General features: G+C 41.0%; 25 protein-coding genes. 21 read left to right on the forward strand and 4 right to left on the reverse strand.

The features are described from left to right. Nucleotides 1–74 precede the first annotated feature (74 nt). The 17 genes from RMY00_RS27855 (at nucleotide 75) to RMY00_RS27935 (ending at nucleotide 21,031) form a co-directional block, all read left to right on the forward strand. Entirely contained in the window at nucleotides 75–410 is a 336-nt protein-coding gene (locus tag RMY00_RS27855; protein ID WP_322650642.1) for a hypothetical protein, read from the forward strand. A gap of 167 nt (nucleotides 411–577) precedes the next feature. After that, the gene (locus RMY00_RS27860) at nucleotides 578–3,406 is read left to right on the forward strand and encodes a hypothetical protein (RefSeq protein ID WP_322650643.1); all 2,829 of its coding nucleotides are present in this window, start codon (nucleotides 578–580) and stop codon (nucleotides 3,404–3,406) included. 113 nt (nucleotides 3,407–3,519) lie between these two features. Continuing rightward, entirely contained in the window at nucleotides 3,520–4,251 is a 732-nt protein-coding gene (locus RMY00_RS27865; protein ID WP_322650644.1) for a hypothetical protein, read from the forward strand. 69 nt (nucleotides 4,252–4,320) lie between these two features. Next, nucleotides 4,321–5,472, forward strand: a complete 1,152-nt coding sequence (locus RMY00_RS27870; RefSeq protein ID WP_221704828.1) for a hypothetical protein — start codon at nucleotides 4,321–4,323, stop codon at nucleotides 5,470–5,472. Nucleotides 5,473–5,700: 228 nt separating this feature from the next. Beyond that, on the forward strand, nucleotides 5,701–6,486 hold the full coding sequence (locus RMY00_RS27875) for a hypothetical protein (protein WP_322650645.1): 786 nt from the start codon (nucleotides 5,701–5,703) through the stop codon (nucleotides 6,484–6,486). A 17-nt stretch (nucleotides 6,487–6,503) separates the two neighbouring features. Next, nucleotides 6,504–8,348 carry a TrbI/VirB10 family protein gene (locus RMY00_RS27880; protein ID WP_322650646.1) on the forward strand — a complete coding sequence of 615 codons (1,845 nt, stop codon included), beginning with the start codon at nucleotides 6,504–6,506 and terminating at the stop codon, nucleotides 8,346–8,348. Further along, entirely contained in the window at nucleotides 8,345–9,178 is an 834-nt protein-coding gene (locus tag RMY00_RS27885) for a hypothetical protein (protein WP_322650647.1), read from the forward strand. Before RMY00_RS27880 ends, RMY00_RS27885 begins: the two co-directional genes overlap by 4 nt. 17 nt (nucleotides 9,179–9,195) lie before the next feature. Then, nucleotides 9,196–10,602 carry a hypothetical protein gene (locus tag RMY00_RS27890; protein ID WP_322650648.1) on the forward strand — a complete coding sequence of 469 codons (1,407 nt, stop codon included), beginning with the start codon at nucleotides 9,196–9,198 and terminating at the stop codon, nucleotides 10,600–10,602. A gap of 150 nt (nucleotides 10,603–10,752) precedes the next feature. Continuing rightward, nucleotides 10,753–12,519: a type IV secretory system conjugative DNA transfer family protein gene (locus RMY00_RS27895; protein ID WP_322650649.1), complete on the forward strand. Its 1,767-nt coding sequence runs from the start codon at nucleotides 10,753–10,755 to the stop codon at nucleotides 12,517–12,519. Between the two features lie 450 nt (nucleotides 12,520–12,969). Beyond that, entirely contained in the window at nucleotides 12,970–13,395 is a 426-nt protein-coding gene (locus tag RMY00_RS27900) for a hypothetical protein (protein ID WP_322650650.1), read from the forward strand. Between the two features lie 58 nt (nucleotides 13,396–13,453). Then, on the forward strand, nucleotides 13,454–15,718 hold the full coding sequence (locus RMY00_RS27905) for a hypothetical protein (RefSeq protein ID WP_322650651.1): 2,265 nt from the start codon (nucleotides 13,454–13,456) through the stop codon (nucleotides 15,716–15,718). 316 nt (nucleotides 15,719–16,034) lie between these two features. After that, a complete protein-coding gene (locus RMY00_RS27910; protein ID WP_322650652.1) occupies nucleotides 16,035–16,835 on the forward strand; it encodes a hypothetical protein in 801 nt (266 codons plus the stop codon). Nucleotides 16,836–16,845: 10 nt separating this feature from the next. Then, nucleotides 16,846–17,019: a hypothetical protein gene (locus RMY00_RS27915; RefSeq protein WP_242059317.1), complete on the forward strand. Its 174-nt coding sequence runs from the start codon at nucleotides 16,846–16,848 to the stop codon at nucleotides 17,017–17,019. A gap of 95 nt (nucleotides 17,020–17,114) precedes the next feature. Continuing rightward, nucleotides 17,115–18,512, forward strand: coding sequence for a DUF6884 domain-containing protein (locus RMY00_RS27920; RefSeq protein ID WP_322650653.1), 1,398 nt, complete (start codon nucleotides 17,115–17,117; stop codon nucleotides 18,510–18,512). Between the two features lie 28 nt (nucleotides 18,513–18,540). After that, nucleotides 18,541–19,383: a hypothetical protein gene (locus tag RMY00_RS27925; RefSeq protein ID WP_322650654.1), complete on the forward strand. Its 843-nt coding sequence runs from the start codon at nucleotides 18,541–18,543 to the stop codon at nucleotides 19,381–19,383. 359 nt (nucleotides 19,384–19,742) lie between these two features. Then, nucleotides 19,743–20,198, forward strand: a complete 456-nt coding sequence (locus tag RMY00_RS27930) for a hypothetical protein (protein ID WP_322650655.1) — start codon at nucleotides 19,743–19,745, stop codon at nucleotides 20,196–20,198. A gap of 2 nt (nucleotides 20,199–20,200) precedes the next feature. After that, nucleotides 20,201–21,031: a hypothetical protein gene (locus RMY00_RS27935; RefSeq protein ID WP_322650656.1), complete on the forward strand. Its 831-nt coding sequence runs from the start codon at nucleotides 20,201–20,203 to the stop codon at nucleotides 21,029–21,031. Nucleotides 21,032–21,322: 291 nt separating this feature from the next. Here the strand turns inward: RMY00_RS27935 and RMY00_RS27940 are convergent, their stop codons facing one another. Beyond that, nucleotides 21,323–21,736, reverse strand: a complete 414-nt coding sequence (locus RMY00_RS27940; protein WP_322650657.1) for a hypothetical protein — start codon at nucleotides 21,734–21,736, stop codon at nucleotides 21,323–21,325. A gap of 35 nt (nucleotides 21,737–21,771) precedes the next feature. Between RMY00_RS27940 and RMY00_RS27945 the strand changes: the two genes are divergently transcribed. From RMY00_RS27945 to RMY00_RS27955, 3 genes are all read left to right on the forward strand, one after another. Beyond that, nucleotides 21,772–22,002 carry a hypothetical protein gene (locus RMY00_RS27945; protein WP_069072316.1) on the forward strand — a complete coding sequence of 77 codons (231 nt, stop codon included), beginning with the start codon at nucleotides 21,772–21,774 and terminating at the stop codon, nucleotides 22,000–22,002. Between the two features lie 78 nt (nucleotides 22,003–22,080). Further along, entirely contained in the window at nucleotides 22,081–23,271 is a 1,191-nt protein-coding gene (locus RMY00_RS27950; RefSeq protein ID WP_322650658.1) for a bifunctional 5,10-methylenetetrahydrofolate dehydrogenase/5,10-methenyltetrahydrofolate cyclohydrolase, read from the forward strand. Then, nucleotides 23,268–24,104 (forward strand): glycosyltransferase family A protein, encoded by an 837-nt coding sequence (locus RMY00_RS27955; protein ID WP_322650659.1) that lies wholly within the window; start codon nucleotides 23,268–23,270, stop codon nucleotides 24,102–24,104. The genes RMY00_RS27950 and RMY00_RS27955 overlap by 4 nt, the downstream gene beginning before the upstream one ends. Before the next feature lie 247 nt (nucleotides 24,105–24,351). Here RMY00_RS27955 and RMY00_RS27960 read toward each other — a convergent pair whose 3' ends face one another. Continuing rightward, on the reverse strand, nucleotides 24,352–24,795 hold the full coding sequence (locus RMY00_RS27960) for a hypothetical protein (RefSeq protein WP_322650660.1): 444 nt from the start codon (nucleotides 24,793–24,795) through the stop codon (nucleotides 24,352–24,354). A 148-nt stretch (nucleotides 24,796–24,943) separates the two neighbouring features. On the opposite strand from RMY00_RS27960, the gene RMY00_RS27965 reads away from it, so the two are divergent. Then, nucleotides 24,944–25,570 (forward strand): hypothetical protein, encoded by a 627-nt coding sequence (locus tag RMY00_RS27965; RefSeq protein ID WP_322650661.1) that lies wholly within the window; start codon nucleotides 24,944–24,946, stop codon nucleotides 25,568–25,570. Here RMY00_RS27965 and RMY00_RS27970 read toward each other — a convergent pair whose 3' ends face one another. Continuing rightward, nucleotides 25,571–25,702 (reverse strand): hypothetical protein, encoded by a 132-nt coding sequence (locus RMY00_RS27970; RefSeq protein ID WP_322650662.1) that lies wholly within the window; start codon nucleotides 25,700–25,702, stop codon nucleotides 25,571–25,573. A gap of 290 nt (nucleotides 25,703–25,992) precedes the next feature. Continuing rightward, a partial coding sequence (locus RMY00_RS27975; protein WP_322650663.1) for a dihydroxy-acid dehydratase occupies nucleotides 25,993–26,466 on the reverse strand: 474 nt, incomplete at its 5' end.

Here is a 26,466-nt window from a genome sequence, read left to right on the forward strand (position 1 = left end):
GCCACCACGAGTGGCACAATTCCACAAGTGCCACTCATCAAGATTTCAAAAGCTGACTTTTGCCTTTCGTAATAATGACAAGAGTTCGGGAATTTCGTACTGTCAACCGCGTATTAGGAGACCAACCACGCCTCGGGCCATTCCCCGCCGACCAAATTGTTCCTTGGAGTGCGATCGCTCTCATCTCCTACATGGTAGTCAAGGGTTTTATGCAAGCTTCTTGGCTTGCAACCGGAATTGTAACCGCCTGGGGATGGGCAACCTGGTGGACAGTAAGTTCCAACAAAGCCTTTTTCGGTAAGTTTGTCGGCACACCCCGCATCACCCGTGGTTACAAACCTTTTGTCTCCCTCGTTAATCCTCTACAACCTCAACCCAAAAAGAAGCGCAACCTTAAAAAACGCAGATAAAGCTTCTCAATTAATAAAAAAGAATCCAGGAGTCAGGAGCCAGAATTCAGTTCTGAATTCTGTGTGACTGGTAGATAGCGCAGCGTTAGCGAGTCCGCAAGCGTCTGAATAAACGGGTTTAAATTCCCCACTTTTTTAAGAAATATCACCGAACGAAACTACAGGCTATGAGTTCGACCGCCTCAACGAAAATAAAGCACAAAATTGGTAAAAAATCCCTTGATACTGAACAATTAGGCGTTGTCAAAAATCTGACACCCTTTGAGGATATTACCCATTTAGCCGGGATTGCAAGTATCTCGCTTGCTGGTCGTAGAGATATCGGCGCACTTATTCTCCAGAAAAAAGAGGATATTCAAATCAAGTTCTGCTTTGACGTACAAGGAATTCACCCATCCTTACCAGAAGAACAGATTCTCCCGATTTTTGACAATATTGAGGGCGGACTCAAAGAACTTCCCGAACGAGAAACCTTAACAATTCACCTTGGTTCGTTCACTGATGACTTTCTCCGGCAGCAGGAACTAAAAAAGATAGAGGATAAATGCGATCTAGAGCAATTAACTTTATTAGTGCGATCGGAACGTCTGCGAGCAAGAGAACTCACTGAAGCAGGAACCCGTAAAAATAAGTTCTTACGCTTCTGGTGTACCTATAGCGTCCTTGCTTCTGAAGACAGTCGCTCAAATGATGCGATTGAAAAAACTATCAAACAATTGCAAAATGCCTGGTTCCAATTTACTGGACAAATTCACGGTGTTCGGCAAGAACGAATCGAAACAATTTTACGGGATAGTTTTACCTCTGGGTTTCAACGGTGGGAACAACTTTTTACTAACTCAATGGGGCTTTCAGTACGAGCAGTCACAAGTGAGGAAGTATGGTCAATTCTTTGGAGTCAGTTTAACCGTAGCGACGCACCCAAAGTTCCCAATCCCCTCATATTAGATGAAGAAGGGCTTCGAGAAGTTCAAACCAGCGATTTCCATATTCGCCACCTGATGCTGGAGAATGAGAAATCTGTCCCCTTTCTCGATCGCAGCTGGGTAAGACTACAAAACAAGTATATCGGTGTCCTGCAATTTAGCGAAAAGCCCCAAGGGTGGGTAGACGAATACGCCCAGCTTCGATACCTCTGGGAGGTAATATCCAAAGAAAAAATCTCCGATACTGAGATTATCTGCCAGCTATCTAAAGCTAACCAGGGACTCGCCAAAACTGCCCTTCAACGGATTACCAAACAGTCAATTACTTCCAGCGCGATGTCTTCCGAGAAGGGGTCAATTGACGTAAAAGCCAATATGAACATTGAGGAGGCAGTTAAGGCACAAGAAACTATCCTCAGAGGTAGTTTGCCCATCCACACTGCCGTTGTTTTTTGTGTCCATCGTCAAAGTCGTCAAAAACTCGATGAAGCTTGCCAATACCTTTCTAGCTGCTTCTTGCGACCTGCCGTAGTTGATAGAGAAATCGAGTATGCCTGGAAGACATGGTTACAATGTGTACCTGTTGTCTGGGAAAACCTACTTACAAGACCCTTTAACCGTCGCCTCCCCTATTTTTCATCAGAAGTTCCTGGACTCATGCCGATAGTTAGAACGGCTACGGGAGATAAATCTGGGTTTGAGCTAATCGCTGAAGAGGGAGGAACTCCAGTACATCTCGACTTGTACAAGCAGCACAAAAATCTCGCCATTTTCGGTACTACCCGTGCAGGTAAATCTGTCTTAGTAGCAGGTCTATTAACACCTGCCTTGGCTCAAGACATTCCCGTAATTGCACTTGATTATCCCAAACCCGATGGTACTAGTACGTTTACCGACTATAGCAAATTTATGGGAGAAGAAGGGGCGTATTTCGATATTAGTAAAGAATCGAACAACCTATTTGAATTACCAGATTTAAGGGGGTATGAACCTGAACTTATTAAGGAAAGGATGACTGATTTCAAGGAATTCTTGAAATCCACATTAATGATAATGGTACTAGGGACAAACCCTGTAGGGGTAAGTCCGACAATGGTATCAAATATCGAAAGTATCATTACAATCACAATTGAAACTTTCTACAACGATGAAGATATTAAACTTCGGTATAAGCTAGCGCTAGAGAATGGATTAGGAACAAGTGAATGGGCAGATATTCCAACACTTAAAGATTTCTATAATTATTGTTCGCCTGGGTTTATCAAACTCGATTCAATCACCAATAATAGTAAAGAAATTCTCGATGCTCTTGACCAAATCAGATTGCGATTAAAGTTCTGGTTAAACTCACGAGTTGGACAATCAATCGCCAATCCATCTAGCTTTAAAACTGACGCCCGACTACTGGTATTTGCACTGCGAGCGCTTGGGAGTGAAGCTGATGCCGCAGTCCTTGCCCTTAGCGCCTATTCCGCAGCATTACGTAGAGCTTTATCATCTAAAGTATCAATATTTTTCTTAGATGAAGCGCCGATTTTATTCAGTTTTGACAGCATAGCCGAGCTAATTGGTAGACTCTGCGCCAACGGTGCAAAAGCAGGTATACGTGTAATTTTATCTGCCCAAGAGCCAGAAAGTATTTTCCAAAGTAAGTCTGCCTCTAAAATATTTGCTAACATCACAACCCGCCTTATCGGTCGGATTCAAACATCAGCTGTTGACCCATTTGTTAACAGGTTTAAATACCCTTATGAAATTATCTCACGCAATAGTACCGAAGCATTCTTTCCAAAACGCGAAAGTATCTACTCACAGTGGTTACTTGACGATAATGGCAAACTTACTTTCTGTAGGTATTACCCTGCTTATTGCTTACTCGCAGCAGTAGCAAATAACCCAAACGAGCAAGAATTACGCACTCTCTTCCTCAATAAATATGCTGATAATCCAATGCTGGGTATGGTGAGATTTTCTGAGGCATACATACAGACACTTCGGGGAGATGAGTTAAGCCAAGAAGCACAACATTTACTGGATAAAAATAACAATCAGCAATTAAAGTCAGCATAAATTATATAAGACAAACTAACAAATAATCTGGACTGGTAAAAAGAAAAATTAATAAATCATAAAAAAGTGGCTTAAGTTTAATTGCCACATTGGTTATTTTATCCACCAAAAGTATGAGAAAAAAGTTCAAGTTTACTAAGAAAGGAGTAATAATCGGGTCAATCATTGGTCTGGTTACTTTACTCGGTACAGCACCCAGTTATGCCTTTTCAATTGACGATTTTTTCAAGGTTTTAGGCAAATTCAATAACTATTTTGAGGAAACCAAAAACGAACTCACCGCAGCAGCTAATGAATGGGGTGGGATGAAAGGCGAAGCTAAAACTGCTATTCAGACTGGCAGTATGGATATGCCAGACCCAGTAAATTCAGCCGAAAAGCTCAAAGAGCAACTCAAGGAAAAGGGTAACTGGAATGAAAGTAACACAGTTGAAGGTGCTGTAGGTGCAGCTAACGAACTGGAGAGAGAAACCACCCGCGCTACGATCGCCAGCGTCTTAGGGGAAGTCGGACAGGAACGTACCAAAAATGAAATAGAAGCAACTGAACAAACTGTAGCCGAGGCCAAAGAACTCGCGGAATCTGCACAGGCAATGGATGCTTCACAAAACATCCTCAAGGTAATTGCTGCCCAAAACTCGCAAATTGTCTCAATGTTGGGGCAATCCCGCACCGACGGACTGCAAGCACGGCACGATGTCCAGCAAACTAACCTGATGCTATCTCAACTTGCCGAACAGGGGTCAAGCGATCGCCGTCGTCAAAACCTGATGATGGACGGTATCAGCGCCCAGTACATCGAAATCAGCGGGTTTAGTAGTCTCAAAACTACTGCCGGGCAATAATTCACCCTAATCAATTGGTCATCTCTGCAATTGAGATGACCAAACCTTCACGCCTGTTAACCAAGTGCTATGTTAGAACACCTCATAATTGCAACCGACCCATTTTTTGGACAAGACATTTTAGAAAATGCCGCCGCTGGAGCGCAACTAGTAGCAGAAGGTTTCAATGAACTTTGGCAAGAAACCCTCAACGGCAGCTTATATGGCTCAATGTGTAAAGTTGGTCAGTTTTTTGCGATCGCAACTCTCACCCTTTTTATGGTTGAGTTAGGCAAAAACTGGATAAATCAAGAAGATATGAAAGCCCTCTCCAGTTGGATATGGCCCATCCTAGTTATCGGGCTACTAGCTAACAATGGTACTTTGCTCAGAAGTGGAACACTCGCCATACGAGGATATATTAATACTGTCAATAATGACATTCTTGAGTTTACCGCTGCCGGAGCAAACCTAGAAGTAGCATTCAATCGAGCAGTTGGCAATATTGCCCTCCAGCAACAAGTAGGGGCAGCAATGGAAAGATGTCGCTCGATCCCTGGTAACACGCAAGATTCAATCACCTGCTTGCAACAAGCAGAAGCAGAACTCAAAACCTCTGCGCCCGATCTATTCAAAGGAGAAGCCCCCGATAGCGGTAGTTGGGAGTTTAACCCACTTCAGGCTTTATCTGATGCCAAAGATGCGCTCAACGACCTCTCCCCCGGTCAAATTGCCGAAAAGATTGGTAATTCTATCACCAGTACAATCGGCTCGATGATTACCGGATTTGTCGCAGTCATCCTCCTCGCCCTAAATAACGCCTACCAGTGGGGTATCGAATTCACGATGCTTTTAACTGCCCTACTTGGCCCATTGGCAATAGGCGGTTCACTACTCCCTTTTGGCGCAAAACCTATTTTCGCTTGGCTAACTGGTTATTTCACCGTTGGAATGGCAAAACTTTGCTTCAACATGATTATTGGTTTGTGCGGACAACTAATTGCTAATTCCGAACAAAACCAACCGATGATATTTCTCCTTTTTGTTGGGTTGGTTTCTCCTATCCTTTCATCTGCATTAGCCGCAGGTGGTGGAATAGCTGTTTGGACAGGATTAGGTAAGACAGTAGCATTTGGATCTGAAATTGCAGCAGGAATCGCTACTGGTGGAGCAAGTACAACTGCTACGGTTGCTGTCAATGCCACCAAATTTGTTAGTTCAAAAATTAAAGTTAAAAAGTAATTAGTCAGAATTCAGAAGAAATGAGACAGCCAGCCAAGACATTTCAAGATTTGATAGTTTGGCAAAAGCACATCAGTGATTACGGTGACACGTCAGGATTAATACTTCAATTTTAGTAAGTTAGTACGCTACTAAAAAGCCATGCTAATTCAATTCTGTTAGCACAGCGGGGCGTAGCCCATTGTGAATTCTGACTCCTGAATTCTTCTTTGTAATTAACAAATAATTATGCTTAAACCTAAGTCTAAATCTCAACCAGCCCGCCTCCTCAGTTACGGTCAATCTACCTCTACACCTATTGCAATGGCAATCACCATAACAGCAGGAGTAACTATCTTATCTATACTATTGCAAATTGTAAATATTGGTATGAGTTCTAGTACAAATCGTCATGTCAAAGGCATGACGGTTGTTCAACTCCAAGATGGCTCTATTTCACCTGGTAAATTTGCTGCTCCCAACGAACGCGAAGACGAAACTATCAAACGCTTTATCTCAGATAGCATGATTAAAATGTTCGGTTGGAACGGAATAATCGAAGCAACAGAGAATGGCGAAAACGTTACCAAACCTGATAAAGGAATAGATGTTCAAACAACAAAAAATAGTAGAAAAAGAATTCCGACTAGAGCTTGGGAAGCTGCATTTGCACTATCTGAAAATCAAGATTTTCGGGCAAACTTCCTCAAAAAGTTAGCAGAAATTGTCCCAAATGGTGTATTTAACGGTGAAGTTCAAGTCTCACTCGTCACCCGCCATATCTCTGAACCCAGAAAAATCAAGGATGGAAAGTGGGAGGTTGATTATATCGGCACGCTTGTAAGCTTTGATAGAAATGAAAATCAAGGTAAAGGAATCGCCTTTAACAAAACAATTACTGTCGAAGCTATCGATACTCCCAAGTTACCAACCAAGCCAACTGAACTTGATAAAAAAATTTATTTAGTACGAGAGCCAGGTTTAGAAATTACTCAAATTGTTGATTATAATCTCGGCAAAAAAGAAAATAATTAGTAATTAGATACCAAAATATGTTACAGCTACAGAATGAGGCTTCAAATAAGCATGAATTATCTTCCGTAGATAGTCTTTTACCAATCGATAGTGCAGAGAGAAAAGCTGTAGAAGATGAAATTGAAGTTTCACAATTTGAGGTGGTTGAAGAAGATGAACTGGAAGTAGAAGATCCCGCATTAATACAAACTAAACACGATTTTGTCACATCCCCCTGGTCAAGATTAGGAATTATTGGTGGTGCATTCGGTGCTGGGTTCCTAGTTATATTTGTTGTCCTCAACGGCATGATGAATGGGGGTGGTAAAAATGCAAAAAAACCAGAAGTAACCCCTACCCCCACTCCCACGGTTGCGGCATCTGAGAAAAAAGATGGAGATGTTTATGCCAAGCTTGCCCTTGCCAAGCAACAGGAAGAACTTGATGCACTAAATGGTAAAGGCAAGACGGAAGACAAAGAAGAGAAAAAGGAAGGTACTGAAGAAGAACAATCTAAAAACAAAGAGAAAACACGTTCTACTCGACAACGAAGGGTAGTCGCTCAAGAAACTCCCCCAACTTCCAGAAGACGTGTATACCGAGAAGAAGCACCCGAAACTGTTAGACCAAGACGTAGAGAAGTCGCCTCACAGCCAATACCACCCCTGCGTCCTAGCGCTCCTCTGCCAAAATTTGCCAAACAAATAGTTGCCAGCAACCAGAGTGTCGCCAAAGACCCAATAGCCGAACTCGAACGCCTGCGTAGCCTGGGTTCGGTTGGTCGGGTTGATTATATGTTAGCCAGTACCACTGTAAGTGAACCTACAAGCACAACAGTACAAGAAGTTACAGCTAAAACTGAAGAAACATTACGCCCAACAGAACAAAATACCAGTCGCTCCCGTCGTCGCCGTAACCGCCGCAGCGAGAATACCGAAACAGTTACCAACACTCCCAATCAAATTGAAGAACTACGGCCGCGTTGGGAACCTGTAAACACAAACGACAGTACTCGAGAGTATAGCAATACTGGTGACGAAGAAAACAATCAAGCCGTACCAGTTATTTATAGTTTCTCGGTAAAAGAACCACAAACTAGCTCAGAACTTGGCAAAGAAAAAACCGTAGAATCCAGTTTTGCTGGTAATAAAGAAAACAACCCCACTCAGCAAGTCGAACGACTTGCAAATAACTACTTGCCAGAAGAAGCACAGATACTTCAAGAAACACAACCACAGTATCTAGTTGTCGGTTCGTTTGCAAGTGCAACCCTGGTTACTCCGCTCGTTATGCCCCAAATCAGCAATAACGGTCGTTCCCAGGAGCAGACAAATACGTTACGGTTTGTCGCCCAGTTGAACGAGCCGCTTTACAGCAATACTGGCGAAATAGCCATTCCAGCAGGAACACAGGTAACTATCGCTATGATTTCGGTTGATAGCACATCAGGCGTGCGTGCCGAAGTCACGGCTATTCTCAAAAACGGAACCGAATACCCCCTATCACCCGGAACAATATCAGTCCTGGGAGAGGCAGGTTCCCCCCTAGCCGCCAGACCCTACGACGACAAGGGATCTGAAATTGCCAAGTATGATGCCACTTTGGGGACAATAGCTGGTATTGCCAAGGTAGGGGAAATTATCAACCAGCCAGATGAAGAAGTCACAGAAGATTTGCCTTTAGGTGGGACAAGAACCCGCAGCCGCAATAACAACCGCAACCTGGGAGCTGCCTTTCTTGAAGGTGCCTTTGGCAAACTTGGCGAAACAGTCAGCAAGCGGACAGAACGTGCTACTGACGAAATCAATCGCCGTCCCAATGTCTGGTATGTGCCTAAAGACACCAAAATCACAATCAAAGTCGATAGGTCAATCAAGCTGTGAAACTAAGAGATATAGCCGACTTTAGTTTAATGATGCCCTGGGCGATCGCCTTTGGCGGGTGCCTCACCATTGCCTCCGTGCTTGCACCAAACCAACTTGTATTAGCAAATACTATCCGTCAAGTTGCAGCGTCCCAGGTGTCAGGGGAAAATGCCCAATTGCAGACAGTTAAGGTCTGGCCTGGACATGGGGTATCAATATCGTTCTACAACACCAGAGAAGTCATCAAGAAAATCTGGCTGGATGACCCATCTAAGTTTGTTTTTGATGTAGACGGATGTCTTGAGGGCTTGGGTAAGTGTTCTAACAACAGTTCGGGTGCTGGACTAATTCATATTCGCCGCATCGAGACAGTAAAAATCCCCGGTTTACCACAAGCTTCTTACGGGGCGCACATGACGGTGATTACCGAATCTGGGTCAACAAGGAAAAGCTATCATTTTCGGATTCTAGCGGGCAGTGGCACACCAGAGTACAGCCAAATTGAAATTATTAGCGATACTCCCAGCAAACCTGAAGAAGTAAAACCAAAGGTCAGTTACACCGCATTATCTGATAGCAGACATATCGCTAAAGGAATGCAAGTTGCCTTAAAAAACCAGTGGGTTACTACAGATAGCAAGCTTTGGAAACGCCTCAATCAACTTGTGGAGTTGCGATCGCAAGGAGAGGAACTTGTTGTCGCCGCCAGCAGCACCGGAGTATCAATGCAGTTGGTTGAAAAACTTATGCTGCTAGGTGGAAAGCGCTTCTTAGAAATACCGCCACAGCGCAATAACCCTCCCATAACACCAAATACAGGTAAAACAAACTTTCTCTTGAATCAATAATTTTTAAATAACCAGTGATGTATAACGAAAATCTGACCTCTAACAACCAAATTTTAGATATCACAACCGAGGTAACTGCGATTGTACCAGTGAGAGCTGCAAGTCAGGAAAGTACTCACAACAAAACCAACCGAGCGCTTGAGTATCGGATGGAAAAATTTAATAATTTACGCTACTTGATGGTAGCAGGACTTATTGCAGGACTTGCCCTACACGGGTTAATCCGGTTTGGAGGTAGCTACAATATCGGCAGTCTCCTATTCGGTGAGAAAGCAGTTGCTCAAACAGTTCCATCGAAGTATTCAAATTTGAACACTTCGATAGATAAAACAAAACAAACCAAACAGCCCGTCGCAACTAAATACGTCAACGGCGCACCTACTCCTGACTGGAGCAGTATCACGTTCAAAAATATGAAATTTGGCGGTGCTGGCAGCGTCGAATTTCCTAATATCAAAAACCCTGGTATGAAGGAGACACGCACCTGGAGTACCGGACAAAGCCTTGCCGAAGTCATGGAACTGGGCGATTTTGAAGCAACTGAGTTCAATATTGAAGATTTTACGCTTAAAGATATCGCTGACATCACCGGTATTCAACTTAAAAATCTCAAACTGTCAGATTTTGAAACACTCGATTGGCAAACACTCGAAGACCTCGCCGAAGCAATCCCTAATTTAGAAGATTCAGAAGTCGGAGCCATCCCACCAATTCAAGAACTAGTGACCAAAGTAACAGGCAGCACCGCAAGCTACCAAACTGTTGGTGAAGTACTGGACAATTATCCCGAACTGGGAGAAGTGGAACTTGGTAAGTATATCAAACTCGATAAGTATAAACTAACCAGCATCCCCGGTATTCAAGATGCACAGCTAAAGGACTTTACTAACTGGCAAAACACAACAATTAGTAAGGTTCCGGGATTGGCTGATGTTCCATTTGACCAGTTCCCCAGTGTTCCCATCCCCGATGTTAGCTTTATCGGCAAAGTAGACTTACCCCTCGGTTCGCTTGAAAGTGGACGCTGGAAGTCAATAAGCGGTAGCTATCAAGCTGGGTTTAATGTCCCGTGCGAGAAAAAGTGCGGTCACATCGAAGTTTCGGGTAGTGAAACTATCGTTGGCGCACAGTGGATGTCCGGCAAAGACCAAAACGTTAAAGGCGGATTCGGCATCTTGGGCAGCCTCAACGGTGGGAAAGAACCCACAGGTCGTCACCCCTTTGGAAAATCATTTAAACAAGTCATCTGGGACATTAACGAAGCGGACGGCAGTATCACCACCGCGATGTTCTTCCGTATCTGCAAGCGGGGATGGGTTGACTTGGGCTGCTCGCCCTACTTTATTGGCCCAGTTCCCTTCTTCACCTACCGCGAGATAGACCCAATTATCCTTGGTACACCCCTCACTGTACCGAAGAAGTAACAAGTAAAAAGGCAATCATAGAAGATTTTATCCTCTTGCTTTTAACTTTTGACTTGGAGAATACACCCCACACAAATAACGGAGAAATATGCAACTTCACTTAATTGCATATTTCTTCAATTATCTCATGCAAAATTAACACAGATTAATATGAATAATTATCTGTTTGCAACTGCTAAAACTAATACTGTTAGAGAAGTAAAAGCTGCTCATAAAAATAGCAATACTGACTTTAGTAAATATACAGATAAGCTCATGTCACCTCAAGGTTTACTACTTGCAGGGGGAATTGGCTTATTGTTGCTTTTACAGTTTTTTAGTAATGGCAAAAAAGGCAAGCTTGCTACTAGCTATTGGGGCGGAGCAAAGGAAACTGCCCAAGCTAAGAAAAAAGCCTTGAAGCAAATCTTAGCTCCTAAGTGTGATAGTGCCAGTTTATATATTGGAGTACATAAATACAAGGGTCAAAAATCACCCAAGGGGAGTGGGGGAGTACCAGTTTATGTACCCGATGTCCAACGCGGAACTGCTGTAATTGGCGCACCTGGTAGCGGTAAATCATTCTCGGCTATCAACCCGATGATTTACTCAGCAATTGACCAAGGTTTTGGTATCGTACTATACGACTTCAAGTATGCTAGTCAAGCCAAAATCGCCAGTTATGCCAAATCAAAAGGGTATGATGTACACGTCTTTGCACCGGGATTTCCAGAATCGGAGGTATGTAACCCAATCGATTTCTTGCGCGATTCCTCCGATGCTGAAACCGCACGGCAGTTGGCTACAGTAATTAACAAGAACTTCCGCCTGTTGGGTAATGCGTCTGAGGATGCCTTCTTCGGCCCCGCCGGCGACCAGTTGACGCAGGCTATCCTAATGCTAACCAAAGAGTTTGGCGAACGCGCTGATATTATGACGGCTGCGGCAATACTTTCCAGCGAGAAGATGGTCGAACGCTTGATGGCAGCAGCACTAAACCCCTGGATTAAGATAGCTTTTGGTCAATTATTTAGTTCGGCTGGCTCCGAAAAAACCGTGGCGGGTATCGCTGGTAGCGCTTCATTGATGTTTACCAGGTTCATGGCAAGGGGTACATTGGGATGCTTTGTCGGTAAAACAACCCTCCCCCTGGAGGTAAAACGCAAACAGATGATTATCTTTGGGTTAGACCGCGAACGCCGCGATGCTGTCAGCCCGCTAATGACCAGCATTCTCCACATGGTAGTTTCCCGCAGTATCGCCAAAAAACGCAAGGAAGATGGCCCATTAGTAGTATGTCTTGACGAGTTGCCAAGTATCTTCCTTCCAGATTTATTTAAATGGCTTAACGAATCTCGTTCCGAAGGATTCTGCGGTATCCTGGGTTGGCAAAATATGGGTCAGCTTGAAAAGATTTATGGTAGGGAAATCTCTAAAGCCATCCTCGGTGCGTGCGGCACAAAATTTGTTTTTAATCCTGGTGAAGAAGAATCTGCACGATTATTTTCTGCATATTTAGGTGAAGAGGAAATTAAATATAAACAAAAATCTCGCTCAACTGGAGGAGGTAGGGCTAGCACATCTATCAGCGAACAAGAACGGACTCGGAAGCTGTTCGAGCCTGCCCAATTCCTTAAATTACCACCTGGTAAATGTCTATTTATTAACCCAGCTTATAGTAATAAGAATGAGGGTTCAGTACCATTATTAAAAAATATCAAAATCCCGAAATATATTATCGGGATCGAACAAGAAAACGATACTAAATGGGATAAAGTCATTAAGGAGCTTGCTAGGAAAAGTACCCAGAAAAAGCCCACACAAGAAGATTTAGATTTGCGAGTCAAGGAAGTAGATCGGAAGTTTCCTATCCCACAAGCACCCGTACAAGCAGGCAATGCACCGTTACCTGTTGATGCATATAAGAGCTTTTTTTAAAGATGATACAATGTAGCGTCAAAGACGAAAATATCACTCAGACAAAAATAATTCAGCTAATAAATAATTATCACCAAAAATGTCAATTAATTAGTTCACATCAAGTAAATAGCAAGAATGCACATTCAATTATTAGCTCTTTTGAGGAACAGTTTATCCTCCGACCAAGAGTGAAACTTCATGGGCTACATAGACAGATCGTAATCGATAAAATTGAAATTGAAATAAATGCTAACAACTATGGTGAATTAATCAAACATCATATAAATTTAATTGGTTTTGAACAACAACAATATGTTGCATATCTACTTCCTTATCAAAGAGTAAACATACATATTATTTTCAACCGTGCCACAGGAAGCCAAGGAAACTTAATTGACATTAGTTTCCCTAAATATAGTATGTGGAATTCAGAATATAAAGTTAAACTCTCTTACGAGGCAATTATCAATGAATATTACAGAGCAGAAAAACAACAACTTGAGTATAGAAGAGATATTGAACGGAAAGTTAGACGACTTATTGAATATTCTGAAAAAGTCACAAACTACGACCTACAACTCGACAACGCTATTAATAGAATTAACCAAATTCTTAGAAAAATGGCATAAAACTTGTGAGGATATTAATGTACAGCACCAACAAATCAATGAAGAAATATTTATAGCAAAAGAAAAACTAACATCAATGGAAGTTAAAATATCCAGACTAGATGACAAGCTAGAAGCAATGTTAAAAATTATTGCTAACCAAAGCCAACAACTAAGCGAAATAAATCAAAATTTCAAAAATAGCCAAATAGAACTAAGTCAAAACAAACATCAAAATGGAAATTCAACCTCTTTATCACTTGAAGAGGTTAAATTTTTTATTTAATAAAACTACCTCAGCTTCAGTCCGATTCCATAAAAAATTACCCATTTCAAAGTAAGATATGTTGGACCCCAGACACACTCAAATTAATGAATCATATTTAAATACAGCTGATACTGCAATTAAAATAAGTCGGGAATTAAGTAAAACCCTCATTAATGCACTTACTAAGATAACTAAAGTAATTCTCGAAAAACTAAAAGAAGCCCAAGAAGCAAGTAAAATCGCAATTGAAGTTGGCAAAGACATTTACAATCTTGTACCTGATGAATCTACCCCTGGTGCGTATAAATGGGAAAAGGTAGATTTAACCAGCCAAAGTATAAAAAGCAATCAAGAAACTAATATTGTGTTCATACCCGATCTATTAATAGAAGGTCAATACACAATAGAAACTGAACCTTTTACAGACTATCAAGCACAAATAATTGCTGCAAGATTAGTAGAAAATGTACCCGATTTAAATACTGATTATCAGCAAACAGGTGAAAGCGCTCTGAAAATTACAGCTTATTTGGAGTCAGAGGGTTCAGAAAAACAAATCGTTATCTACGAACAAAATAGCGAAGGTAAATGTACAACTAATCTCGTCACTGAAATACTTACACCAGATGAAATAATAGATGTAGCAAGTGAACCACTGATTAAGCTACTACCTCCATCTGCTGAAATTATTAAAAATTCTGAAGATACAAAAGAGTTATTATCTGATCATGAAAATTTCACTGCTATAGAAGTAAATCCACTGTTAGATGATAGTCAGCTGACTATAAATAAGTTACTACAAGATGAAAACAGCGAAAACAGTTCGCTCATAACTCAAGAAATAAACTCATCTGTTGAAATAGAAGCAGATGATAGTTTTGAAGATGATGTAGTCAAGAATATTCAAGAAGAAATCGCACAGTCCAAAGAAATTCTTCAAATCAGAGAGATAGTTGTTAGTAACTACCAACCTCAAGATAAAACTGAAGGAGAGGTAAACGAAAATGCAACTCGCAATCAGTTTTTTGCACAAGAGCCAGAGGAGCTAGAAACTAATAATCGAAACAAATATGCACCTGAATTTAGCTATCAAGAAGTAGCTAACTCCCAAGGTGTAGAGTCAACAGCGCAGCAGTGGGCGCGTCAGGTTGAAGTACCTATCTATCAAATTAATAATAAACAAGCGCGGGAGGAACGCTACAAGGGGGAAAATAAAGACATTGCTGAAACCGCAACGGCAATGTTAAAAAAATACGGCACTCTTGAACAAGATGGGTCGCGTATTTACCGTAGCGATACATTTGTGATTCGCCAAGAGGGAGACACTGTTAGCATTCACCGCCGCAGTGATGAACTATTTGGGTGGGAAAACTCCTTGATGGATTTTAAACTCAACAAAAAAGAGGAACCCAAAATAACGAAAAAACCTACGGAGATGTTACCTGTTGAACGTCAGGAGTTTCTGATAGTAGCCGAGTACTTGGGCGACAATGGCAAGCTCCCTGACCTCAACAATGCCGATATCCGTGATGTAGCAAATAGCTTGGGAAGTCTTGCACCCGCTGGCACGATTAAAACCCTGGAAGTATTTAAACAAAACGAGATGTTGCATACCCTCAATAACGTCCTCATCCAGGCTGATAAGGAAGAACTTACAGTAGGTGAATTTAGCATCAAGCGGACTCGTGAACCCGAAAATAATCGAGCCAGTCTACAATTATTTAAAACTACTGAAGAGAAAGGTACTCAGGAACTTGTCCGGTTTGACCTAACTAAAACCGAAGCTGGGATTACCAAAGAAGTCAGTAAGATAAATATCTCTGACTACGACATCAACCAAATTAAGTTTATTGCCCAAAACGTCAGCAAACTCAACTTGGAACAAATCTTTGGTAACGAACAATCTACACCCACAGCCGCAGCTGCACCCAAAGAACGAGTAATACAAGCAGCTGGTGATATGCCTGTGAAAGTTCACCCATATATCGCTGAGGAATGGGCGAACATGGTCAAGCATGGTAGCCCTGACTGGGGAAAGGCAATGAACCAGGGTAATGAAGAGATTCTTCAACGGATAAATGAAAATGATGGCAAGTTACCAATTGCCGATCAGCGGGAGATGTACTTCAAGATTATGACTTACAAGGCTACCGTTGCACAAAAGCAAGGGGAAACAGTCGTTGATTTTGTTCCACTTAAAGAGATTATGAACGACTTACAAGCATGGCGAGGGGAAGAAATTCGGCAGCAATATACCCCAATTGAACACATACCCTCCCCTCAACGAGAAACTGTCGCTGCCGCTGTACCTAAAACCAAGTCAAGAGGAGTTGAACTGTAAACTAGCTATCACCAAGTTTGCAAAGTCGCATTGACAATATAAAAACTTGGGTTTAGAAGTTACGTAATTTTACCTCAATTGCGGAACTTAAAACTCAAAAAGCTTAATATACAAGCTTTTGACTGATTTTGAATAATAAGTATATTTAGTTAAATAACACGATTAAAGGAAAAATTACTACGTAAAGCTCACGCAAATACTCAATGTAGTATTTCAAGCGAAAACCCAAAAAGTGAGCTTAACATCCGAACTAAAAAATAGAAATTCGCCTATCCGAAGATGGTTTGACTCTAGACTAAACCAGACAGTTATCAAGATGATTACTAGCCATAACCAGCTATTAGAAAATCAAGAAATTATCAGACCAGTTGATGGGGTAGATTTTCCATTAGTAGGAAATGCGATCGCCAAAGCCCTTGCCAAGTATTTAGGAACCATCTATGAAGATAAAACATGGTTTACTAATTGTCTTGCTCAGGTTGGAGCAGAAGCCCTCAAAATAGAATATGCCTTCGATTATTCCATTACAAATTCAAATTCACTTGAAGAAGAAGCTCTAAAGTGTATGCTCTTGGGTGCATTAGAAAATTATGCTCGTAGCCGTAATATTCATGAGATTATTCAACCTTTTCTACAAGGGAAAAAATCTCTTCAGCTTGAAGCAGAATACTTCAAAAAATGGCTTCCTAGTATTCAAGATACATCTCAAATTCTCGGTATTGTACCCCGTACATGGCAAACAGTAGTTAATCAAGTAAGTGGGAATATTACCTGCAATGCTTCATATCCTTTAAGTGAATATCTTGGAGGTGCTGATTGCCAGATAATTGCTGGAAATACTCTCATTGATGTACGAACAACTGCTAAAAAGCGTCCCTTCTCTCTAGAGAATTTTTACCAACAAATTAGTTACGTCCTGCTTGATAGCAATGATATTTATAATATCAATCAATTGGTCTGGTTTTACAGCCGCCAACAGTCGGTATTCTTCTATCCTACTGACAAAATATTCCGCGACTTGCAAGCAACAAGAGAAGAATTTAAGAAAATGATTCTTGATAACTATCACACAAATAGGCTAGCAGAACAAAACAAGTGTTTATATCTTCCCCAGTAAGGATAAAAATATGATTCAAGACTTTCAACTCAATCCTAGCTTCAATATCCACTTCGATGGTATGAAGTATCACGCCAAGATTCACTTTGATATGCTTTTGAAACTGAAGCAGAAGAAATTCCAGCAAGTGATATTAGCACTCTTGCTACAAGAGTATCTAACCGTTGGCGGCAGTATCTTCTGAATATTGCAAATAAATACAGACATCTACTAGTTAGCCCTTTCCAAGCAGAGGGTTAACTTAACGAATGTAAATCAACTTCTGCTCGTTTAAATACTATGAAATTAGGTTTCTATCCAGTATTGGGTAAGAGCGATTTTGTTAGAAGCAAGGGTGAAAAAATTCCAATCTGGCAGTTGCTTGAGTATCAGCCTGTGGGGTGGCTATACTCACTCGCAATCAAGGCAGAAATTGTTCCAGATAGTTCCATTATTCATGACTGTGGATCATTTAACTACCGTGAGCAAGATATCCCCACTCTAAACGGTAAATATGTTGATGCCCACTGGTCTATTCATAGATATCGAGAACGCTCAAAGGTCGGCGATATTATTGTTTGTCCCGACCATTTACTTGTAGGGCAAAATATCAGGGAACGGCAAGAATACAACCTTAAACAAGCAGAAACATTTATCCAACTTGCTAAAAGTTATCTTCCCAACAGAATACCCCTAGCAGTCATCCACGGGCAGTCTCTCAGTGAACGCCTTGAAGTAGCAAAATATCTTTTGGGACTGGGATACCGCCATCTCGGCATCGGTGGGCTTGTTTCCCAGGCGAGAGAGTATTCGATTAACTTACACATTATCAAAACAATTACTCAAGTTGTGCGATCGCTAATTGACTCGGAACGAGTATTGCCGAAAGCGGGTGTGATCCCACCATTGCACAGCAACTCCACAGGAGCATTGCACGAGCCAAATGCTCACCTACACGTTTTTGGATTATGCTCGCCCCAGTATGCCAAAGCTTTTACTCAGATGGGACTATCCTTTGATGGTTCAACTTTTATCCGGGAAGGTTTAGGCGGTGGGATGTTCGTTAGCCACGAGGAAAAATTAATTCGGATGCCAACTTACTGCGTGCCAAAGTGCAACTGTCATGTTTGCAGGGTTCTCAACCGACATAGGATTGACCCTCGGCTGACAAACAAAGGACGGACGCATACTATGGGAAGAATCGCCCACAACCTAAATCTGGTGATCAGCACCTACAGAAAGTTCACTCCCAAGGAAAAAATTTACCTGGTTGCAGGATGTGGCAAGCAGCTTACCTACCCTGCTGCCGCCAAAGACTTATATTATTCCCAGCACTTTCAAGCGTGCCGTCGCTACGTAGAAGAAAAAGAATCAAGATGGTATATCCTGTCACCCTTACATCAAGTTCTTAATCCAGAAACAATCATCAAGCCCTACGATAAATCCCCCTATTCCTTATCTCATCAGGAACGTATACTATGGGCGCAACAAGTAGCAGAAAACCTCATACAAGTTGCGTCTTTGGAAATAGAGTTTGTATTCTTGACGGGCAAGCTTTACAGACAGGAGGTAACACCCATTTTACAAGCAAACGGATATGAGACAAAAGTACCCATGCAGCACCTAGCGATTGGACAGCAACTTGCTTGGATAAAGAAGGAACTGGAGCAAGAAAAACAGCTTGTTTTAAATATTTAACCCAGCAGTAATAACACCAAAATAATTTATGGAGACTACAAAGCGAGTAATTAATATAAGTGGAAAATTCGGTAGTTGGACTGTATTAGAAAAACAAGGAAAGCAAGTATTATGTAAGTGTGATTGTGGAATTCAAAAACTTGTCTACAGTCACACTCTCACCAATGGTCGCTCAACTAACTGCGGTTGTAAGAAAAGAAAAGAATCTATCCCAGCTGGTGCAAATTTTGGAAGACTAACAGTGATATCTGATGTAGAAGTTAAGGGGAAAAAGGGTGAACTACTCCTCCTTACCTTATGCAGATGCGGAACCCAAAAATATGTTAGTAAAAATAGCTTAAAAAGAGGGCTTACACAAAGTTGCGGCTGTTTGCAACGCGACAGCCTCAAGACCGATAAAACTATCCACGGTCACTGCAAAAGCCACGAGTATAACTCCTGGTTACACATCAAGCGCATCTGCTATAACAAGAACCACCATCAGTACAAGTATCATGGCGGGTGCGGAATTGAAGTCGATGCATCCTGGCGCGATAACTTTACCCAGTTCTTAAAAGATATGGGAGTAGCACCCGAAGGAACAGTCATAGCACGTATTGATCTAGAGAGTGACTTTGCTCCCGGAAATTGTCAATGGATACCCAGAAAAGAGCATTATCGTCAAATACATTTCTTAAGAAGAAAAGAATTCTTCATTTCTCAAACTTTACCCAAACCAGTTGTTACAAATTGTGAGATTAATGTTTCACCAAATATTATTCGCGCAATTGTCAAAGCTCATGCAAATGGTGAAGCCAATATGAATAAACTTGCTACACAATATCAAATTAGCACTCAAGACGCAATAAATATTATCCTTCAGCACGCTTAATCATAATTTTATTTTTAATAAAAGTGCGTCATCAATTATAATGGCGCACTTTTTCTTTTCAATAAGTCATTGAATATTTTAAATAAAAATTAATCTGTTCATAGATTAATCACCACAGTTATTACACACCTTGTAAAGGTAGTTATTAGGAGTAATTCAGCAATCAATAAAATCCAAAGTATTTTACCTGAGCATGAAGTTGACTGCACATGGCTAAATAATGGCGAGTTTTAACTAAGTGTTCATACAAATACGAGATTATTCTCTAGCTAGAAAAATTAGCTAGATTTTCTCATATAGACGAAATTATCAACTAGCTAGGCAAGCAAAACTTCAAGTCAAAATCATAAAAATTGTACATGATAATACACAACGGCTCTTACATCTGGTTTCACGCAGGACAAACTGCAAGATGGGGAACTATAAATGCGATTAAAGCATTGCCATACCTAATGATTGCATACCAAATCGACGGACAGTGGTACAGTGACCCCAATTTTTTATCACCCAAAAATCTAGAAGTAAAACCAACAATCCCTATAAGTTCAGCAATTATTCACATACCAAAAACAACAGTTGAGCTACAACCAATTGTTCAATTATGCGCGGGATTTAGAAACAGAAAAATTCACAGTCTTTGGGTAGTTAATGCTCCAGAGCAGGTATTGAAACATATTTTAGAGTGCAAGCAATGGGACAGTATATCACCCAAGCAACTATTAGAAACTCTGTATGAATTAATTCTTTATGGCTACGAAGTCAAAATACTTCCCGCCAAAAAGGAAACCATATCCCCAATCGAATGGATGGAATAGTAATGACTAATAGCAATCAACAACTCACACTTTACTATCCTTGTGTAGTCCAAATTCTAGATCAGTTTGTACAAACAATATCAGTTGAGTTTTGGATACAGAATCCAATAAACGACAAATGGAATTTGGTAGTCTTGAAAGATGGTGATAGCAGCAGCATATCGGGTTATACATATGCGACAGCACCACGTAAAATGGCATACCTCAATGAAGAATATCTATCAATAGAAGCCTTTTTGCAAGCCAAAAAAGAAGAAGGTGTAGACTATCCCATTCGACATAAAAGAACTTATCTGACAGTTAAGGGTGCTGCATCTCACAAACTATTCTGGACATGGACAAATCCTCAGACCAATAAAATTGAGCGCATCCATTGGCATCCTTTAGCTATGAAAGTAAAGGCAAGTGAAGATGACCAAACTGACTACTCAAATATAACTCCAGTCAAGATTGTAAATGGGAAATTAATCACACTTGAAAAGGATAATATACCATCAAGTAGAGCAGCTTTTTCGGAGTTTGTTGCAGACAGAGAAGAAAACCTCCGCCTTGCACTTGAAGCCCTAAAATCACCCAATCCTGATGCCGCACTCGAACTGCTAGCCATCATGGAAGAACTATCCAAAGACTGCTTCTACGCTAGTTGGATTATGGGCAATGGATACAATTTAGCATCAATTCTTAAATCATGGGATGGCACTAGCAACGTCAGCTACGGCGGTGGGGAAATCACACAGCAACAGTTAGCACTAATGCGCGTTCTTTCTGAACTATCCCAAGGCTGGTGGTTTTGGGATGAAGATCAGGACACTGGGGTAATTTTCCAAAGTTAAACTTACAGGGGAATCGCCTGATTATTTGGGCTGGGAGTATTGCGATCACAGTACATGATCGGGAATGCGCTTACGATTAACAGTAGCGCATTTTTTACACCCAGTATCCCGAAGGTTAATTTTGAGTATGGGAAAGATGGCGATGTTTGAGGAAAGCCGCTAAGACACTTACTTCGAGCTAAGAGTAAGTGTCTACCCCTGTGTAGCAACTGGTTAATTTCTATTTTCAGTCGTTTTAGAGAATAACAATCTCATACTCACTACAGATGATTATTTAGTAGTGGGTTATACTTACAACTCCATATCGCAATTCCGAGTTGGAGAAAATTGATATTGTTTTTGTCTTGCAGCCGCTATTTCAAAAGAGGTATCAAATTCGGTAGCCTTTGTACCAAGTTTTAATTCCTCGTATAAAGGCACACCATCACCGTCATTATCACTCTTGAGAATCTTAGTCATGATATGAGCCGGGGCAACTTGCGCGAGGCGATTTACTACATTAGCAACAAACTCGTTAGATGCGTCGCAGCTATCAAGGTATCTAATCAACATATCAGCAGTAGCCTCAGTCATCTTGGCTGGGTTTTTTACCCCCGCTTCCAGAATAAAGTCATCGTAAATAGCTTTCTCGCTATCAGTAAAATTTTCCTTGCAAGCTTGTTGGATAATTAATTCAGCCTGCTGTTGTTGATTTAAAATTGTCATAGTGGTTTTTAAATATTGTTAAAGGAGTAACAGATATGACACATTATGTTTGCGATTTGTATGGCAATACAAACTGGAAGATTCCAGTAGAAGAAGTCGCCGCTAGAACATTCAATACAGAACAAGAAGCACAACAATGGTTCCAAGAGAAGTGTTCTGATAACAGTATTGAATTTAGTGGCTTCCATGACACTGAACGCTATGTCACTAACTGGGTTTCCTGCAACGGTCAAGAAGTTGGCGAAATCACCAAACGCCCTACCTAATTCCAACAAATCGTATTAGAAATTCAGAAAATTGTTTGTACCAGACAATTTTCTTCATCAAATTTAACGCCATATTAAATGACGCTCATAGACGGACAGTTAATACGAGAACACGTAAAGCAAGAATGTCAAAAATACAAATCCATATTTCAAGCATCTCAAAAAGAAGTAGCAATCATCAGATTTGAGTCTTCAGAAAATGCCAGCAATGAATTAAGAGCTAGATATGAAGCAGCCAGAATCTCAGCAGAACAAAAAGTAGCTATTTTCAACGCTATTGGCATTACTCCCAATTATATTGTGCTATCACCTAATATCGCAGTAGAGCAATTTGACGGCATTGTTCAATCCATTAACGAAAACACCCAAGTCACTGCTGCTATTGTTCAATATCCAATTCCAGCTAAGTTTACAAGCTCAATTGGGCTATTAGAGCCACAAAAAGATATAGATATCGTCCGCAGACAAAGCAACAATTTCTTTGAAAGTTGTGCTACTGCTGAAGGAATCGCCAGAATTGTTGAATCCTACGCACAAAGAGATTCCAATGTTGCAGTTGTCGGCGGAGGTGGCTTTGTGGGCAATGGTGTCATCAAATATTTAGAAGCAAGTAGAATCAGCTGTTTCTGTTTGGAAGACGGCGATGACCTGACTAGAACTCAAGAAGCTGACATTGTAGTATCAGTCACCGGAAGACGAGGAATTTTCACGGACTATGTACTCCCCTCTCATCGCTTGGTTGTCGATGGTGGCTTTACACCTACTGCTTCTGGTGCTGCTGGCGATGTAGACCGCAGTGCTTACAGCATCCCCCAGAACATTACGCCCGTCCCTGGAGGTATTGGCCCAATAGAAATGGCAATTTTAGCAGAACGTTTGGTAAAAATGGATTTGGGCATAGAACTTGGGAAATGGGACTATCAGCAATTACAACAAGAACAGATGCAACGCGCTACTATAATTGCCCCCATAGCTAGAGTGTTCTTCGCACAGCAAGCAACTGCCTATCCTCAATCCATTCGCACAGAAAAAGAAAACCTATTTGTCTTGGAAGGTAGTAACTACCAGATCAGCTTCAATAGCACCACGCAAAGTTTAACTGTTGCCAGAACCAATGAAAAGCTAACGCTGATTCGGCTAACTCTTGCAAGTAATCAAATTGAAACCGCCAGGGGTATAACAAACGAGGACGTAGCAAGATGGCAGCAAATTCAAACTGCGATCGATTCAACAATAACGCAATCAACTGATAGAGGTATAGAGCTTTGAGACTATCAATTATCACTGCAACCTACAATAGACCTATGCAGCTTGCATCTACTGCACTGCCAAGCATTCAAAGTCAAACTGACCGCAATTTCGAGTGGGTCGTCATCAATGATGGCGCTAATCCTGATACCAAAGATATCATCAACAGCATTAAGGCAAGAGCTGATTTTCCCATCAGTTACATTGAAATGGAACACCCTGAACCGAGCAGTGGCTTTGGCTTGTGCTACGCTCGAAACCTGGGACTAGATGCAGCTGGTGGTGACATTGTTTCATACCTGGACGATGACAACAGCATAGCTCCTGAATTTGTTGCCTCAATGCGGCAGTACTTTGAACAACATCCCAATGTCCGATACAGCATGGCAAGACAGCAGCGCCGCCGCGATGTCATCCGCAATGGTAGTGTTATTCGCCAAGGAAAACCGTTTGTTTCGCCTAGCAATTGCTGCTCCTTACAGCAGCTTCTATGGCAACAAGAGATATTCGACAGCAATGGTTTCGTCCACTACCGAAGCAATGCTCCTAGATGGAACCCCCAGTTTAAAGTATTCGCAGACTATGAGTATTTGCTGCAATGTGCTTGCATCTGGGGTGAAGGTGGCTTTGGTCTCAATAACAGCATTCTTGTTAACTATATTCAGTCTTCTATCGGTATTATTGGTAGTTCCAACTATGAGCAATGGGCAACTGAGCTATCACTCATTGTCAGTAACCAAGCAAACTATTTCATCCTTCAGAACAATGCTGTTGAACCCTTAGAGCAACTTGTAAACACTTATAGTACTAAAGGCAAAATCTCATTAACGCCAAAAGCTTTTGCCCTTCTTTAAATCTAAAGAAGCTTGTCAATAGCGCTGAATCTAGCCTGAAGTAAAGAGTCAGGAGGCAATACGGTTCAGTTAAGGCTAAAACTCTTTGTCAAAGTCAACTTTTTTAACGTAGACGCGGAGCGGCTTGCCGCAGGGGAAACAGAGAGAAGAGAAAAAATGCTTAACCCAAGCGTATTGGGGTTGATTGGGTAAGTTGAGCTACTAAAATGGCTTGACTGAAAAATCCTAGACAATTGAAGAAGCAGCATCACCCCTCATACCCTACTAAATACTCCTGAACTAAAGAAAATAAAGCGATTGCCATATGTTCAAATTTATCGCCGTCTGGATAGGGGCAAGGTACAGCCAAGTTTTTGTCATTTTGCCAGTGCTTATTGTATGGTTCTGGGTCTAATGGTGCGTAAATGAAAGTTAGCACCTGATTACGCCACCAGCCACTTAACTGAATTAGTCTCTTTCCCGGCAACAAGTAAAAGTTAAAACTAGGATAGTAATTATTTTTGTGGAGAGGATCATAATCAATCAAACTATTTTGAAAGTAAGCTTCAAAATAAATAGCGTCTGATGAGCGATTGTAGACTCTTCCCTTCTCCTGGATAGGAGATACTTTAAAACGTAGCCAAGGGAAATGCGCTTGAGCTATTTTTATTGCCGCGAGTTCAAATTCGATGGGAATAATAACGTTATTCATTTTCTCCTTTTTGCTTTAATAACAATTTAGAAAACTTTGATTTATTTCTAACGTTTATTTTAGGGTAATATAGTCTAAGAATAAGATAATCTTGCTAAAATTTAACTAATTTTTAAGTATCCTAATAATTTAAAACATCTAATTAAATATGCCTAAAATTCAGGAGAAAGATTGTTGGTTATTTCTAGACTGCAAAGTGATGACGGGTGAACTACCAGAGAACTGCCCTAATCACGAAGTATGTAAAGCGTTAGGTTTGCCACCTCAAAATAGAATGTGTGGCATTCCTTATCAAATGTGGCTTCTTAAAATAGATCAGTTATTTAAAGTATCTACACTGGAAGTGCTTAAATCGTTAGACAGTGAAGCAAAAGAAGCAGGTTACAGTGCAGCAACTAATATTTGTTACAGTTATAAAGACTATTGTTTAACTGTTGGTAGAGATGAGTTTGGTTTTAGCCTTGATATTCCAGCCGAAGCAAGAGCTTTAGGCTTTGCTGAAGCCGAAAAAATGCCATATCAATATCGACGTGGTAAATTAGAAGTGATTAACCAAGGATGCCATTATCCGAAAAAATTTCAAGATGCAGGATGGTACAATCCTATACAATTGCCATATTGCTATAAAACTTGTGATCAAGTCACAACGTTATTTGTGAATTTTGATATTATACATCCAGAGTATAATGAATTGAAAGCATCAGGTTGGCATCCACCTGTTTCATTAGATGTGAAAAAGTATTATGAACTGTATGGGCATGAATATTGGTATTAATTAATATTCAAAAATTTTTGTTTCCTGTGAATACTCTAAAATGAGTGAGAGTCCAATTGGTTCTAATGCCGCAGCATAAAAGGACTTGCTTCGCTCAAAATCACTCACAACAATACCAGTGTGATCAATCACAATTGATCTCCGCTTTTTAGTTGAATTGAGACTAGATTAGTACAGTTGACCTAATCATTCAAGCCTTAATTGAGGTCATGGAGAATAGAAAAAACGTAAAAATTCTATAGCTTTAAGCTTCAAAACACAACAATTCCAAGCGGGACAGAATTTCTTCAGTTAGCGATCGCGCTCACCAAGATACTGCTTACTCGCCCAGGATAGGTCAATTCCATTCAAATCATCAAAAACTTCAACAGTCCTTGTTGTTAGTCTATTCTTAGTTTTTTCGGTCTCTATATGCTTAATAACTAGTTATTGAACAAGTCCAAATCTGTCACAGCCCCAAGACTGCTAGAAGATACCAATTTGGAATATTTCGCCAACACGCCTTTAGTGTAACGCGGGGCGGGGGGTTGCCAGTTGGCACGACGACGGGCTAATTCTTCTTCAGATATGTTCAACTGCAATAAACGAGCGGGTGCATCAATGGTAATACTATCGCCTTCTTCTACAAGAGCGATCGCACCACCCACTGCTGCTTCTGGTGCCACATGACCAACTACCATGCCATAAGTACCACCAGAAAAGCGTCCGTCGGTAATTAATCCCACAGCATCACCCAAGCCAGCACCGATAATTGCTGAGGTGGGAGCCAACATTTCTCGCATCCCAGGGCCACCCTTAGGCCCTTCGTAGCGGATGACTAGAATATCACCAGCTTGAATTTTTGTGATTTGAATCATAAAATGAACTTTTAGCTCAAGATATGCTTCAAAAAGAGC

The sequence above is a fragment of the Nostoc sp. ChiVER01 genome (assembly GCF_034531155.1).
Lineage (GTDB): Bacteria > Cyanobacteriota > Cyanobacteriia > Cyanobacteriales > Nostocaceae > Nostoc.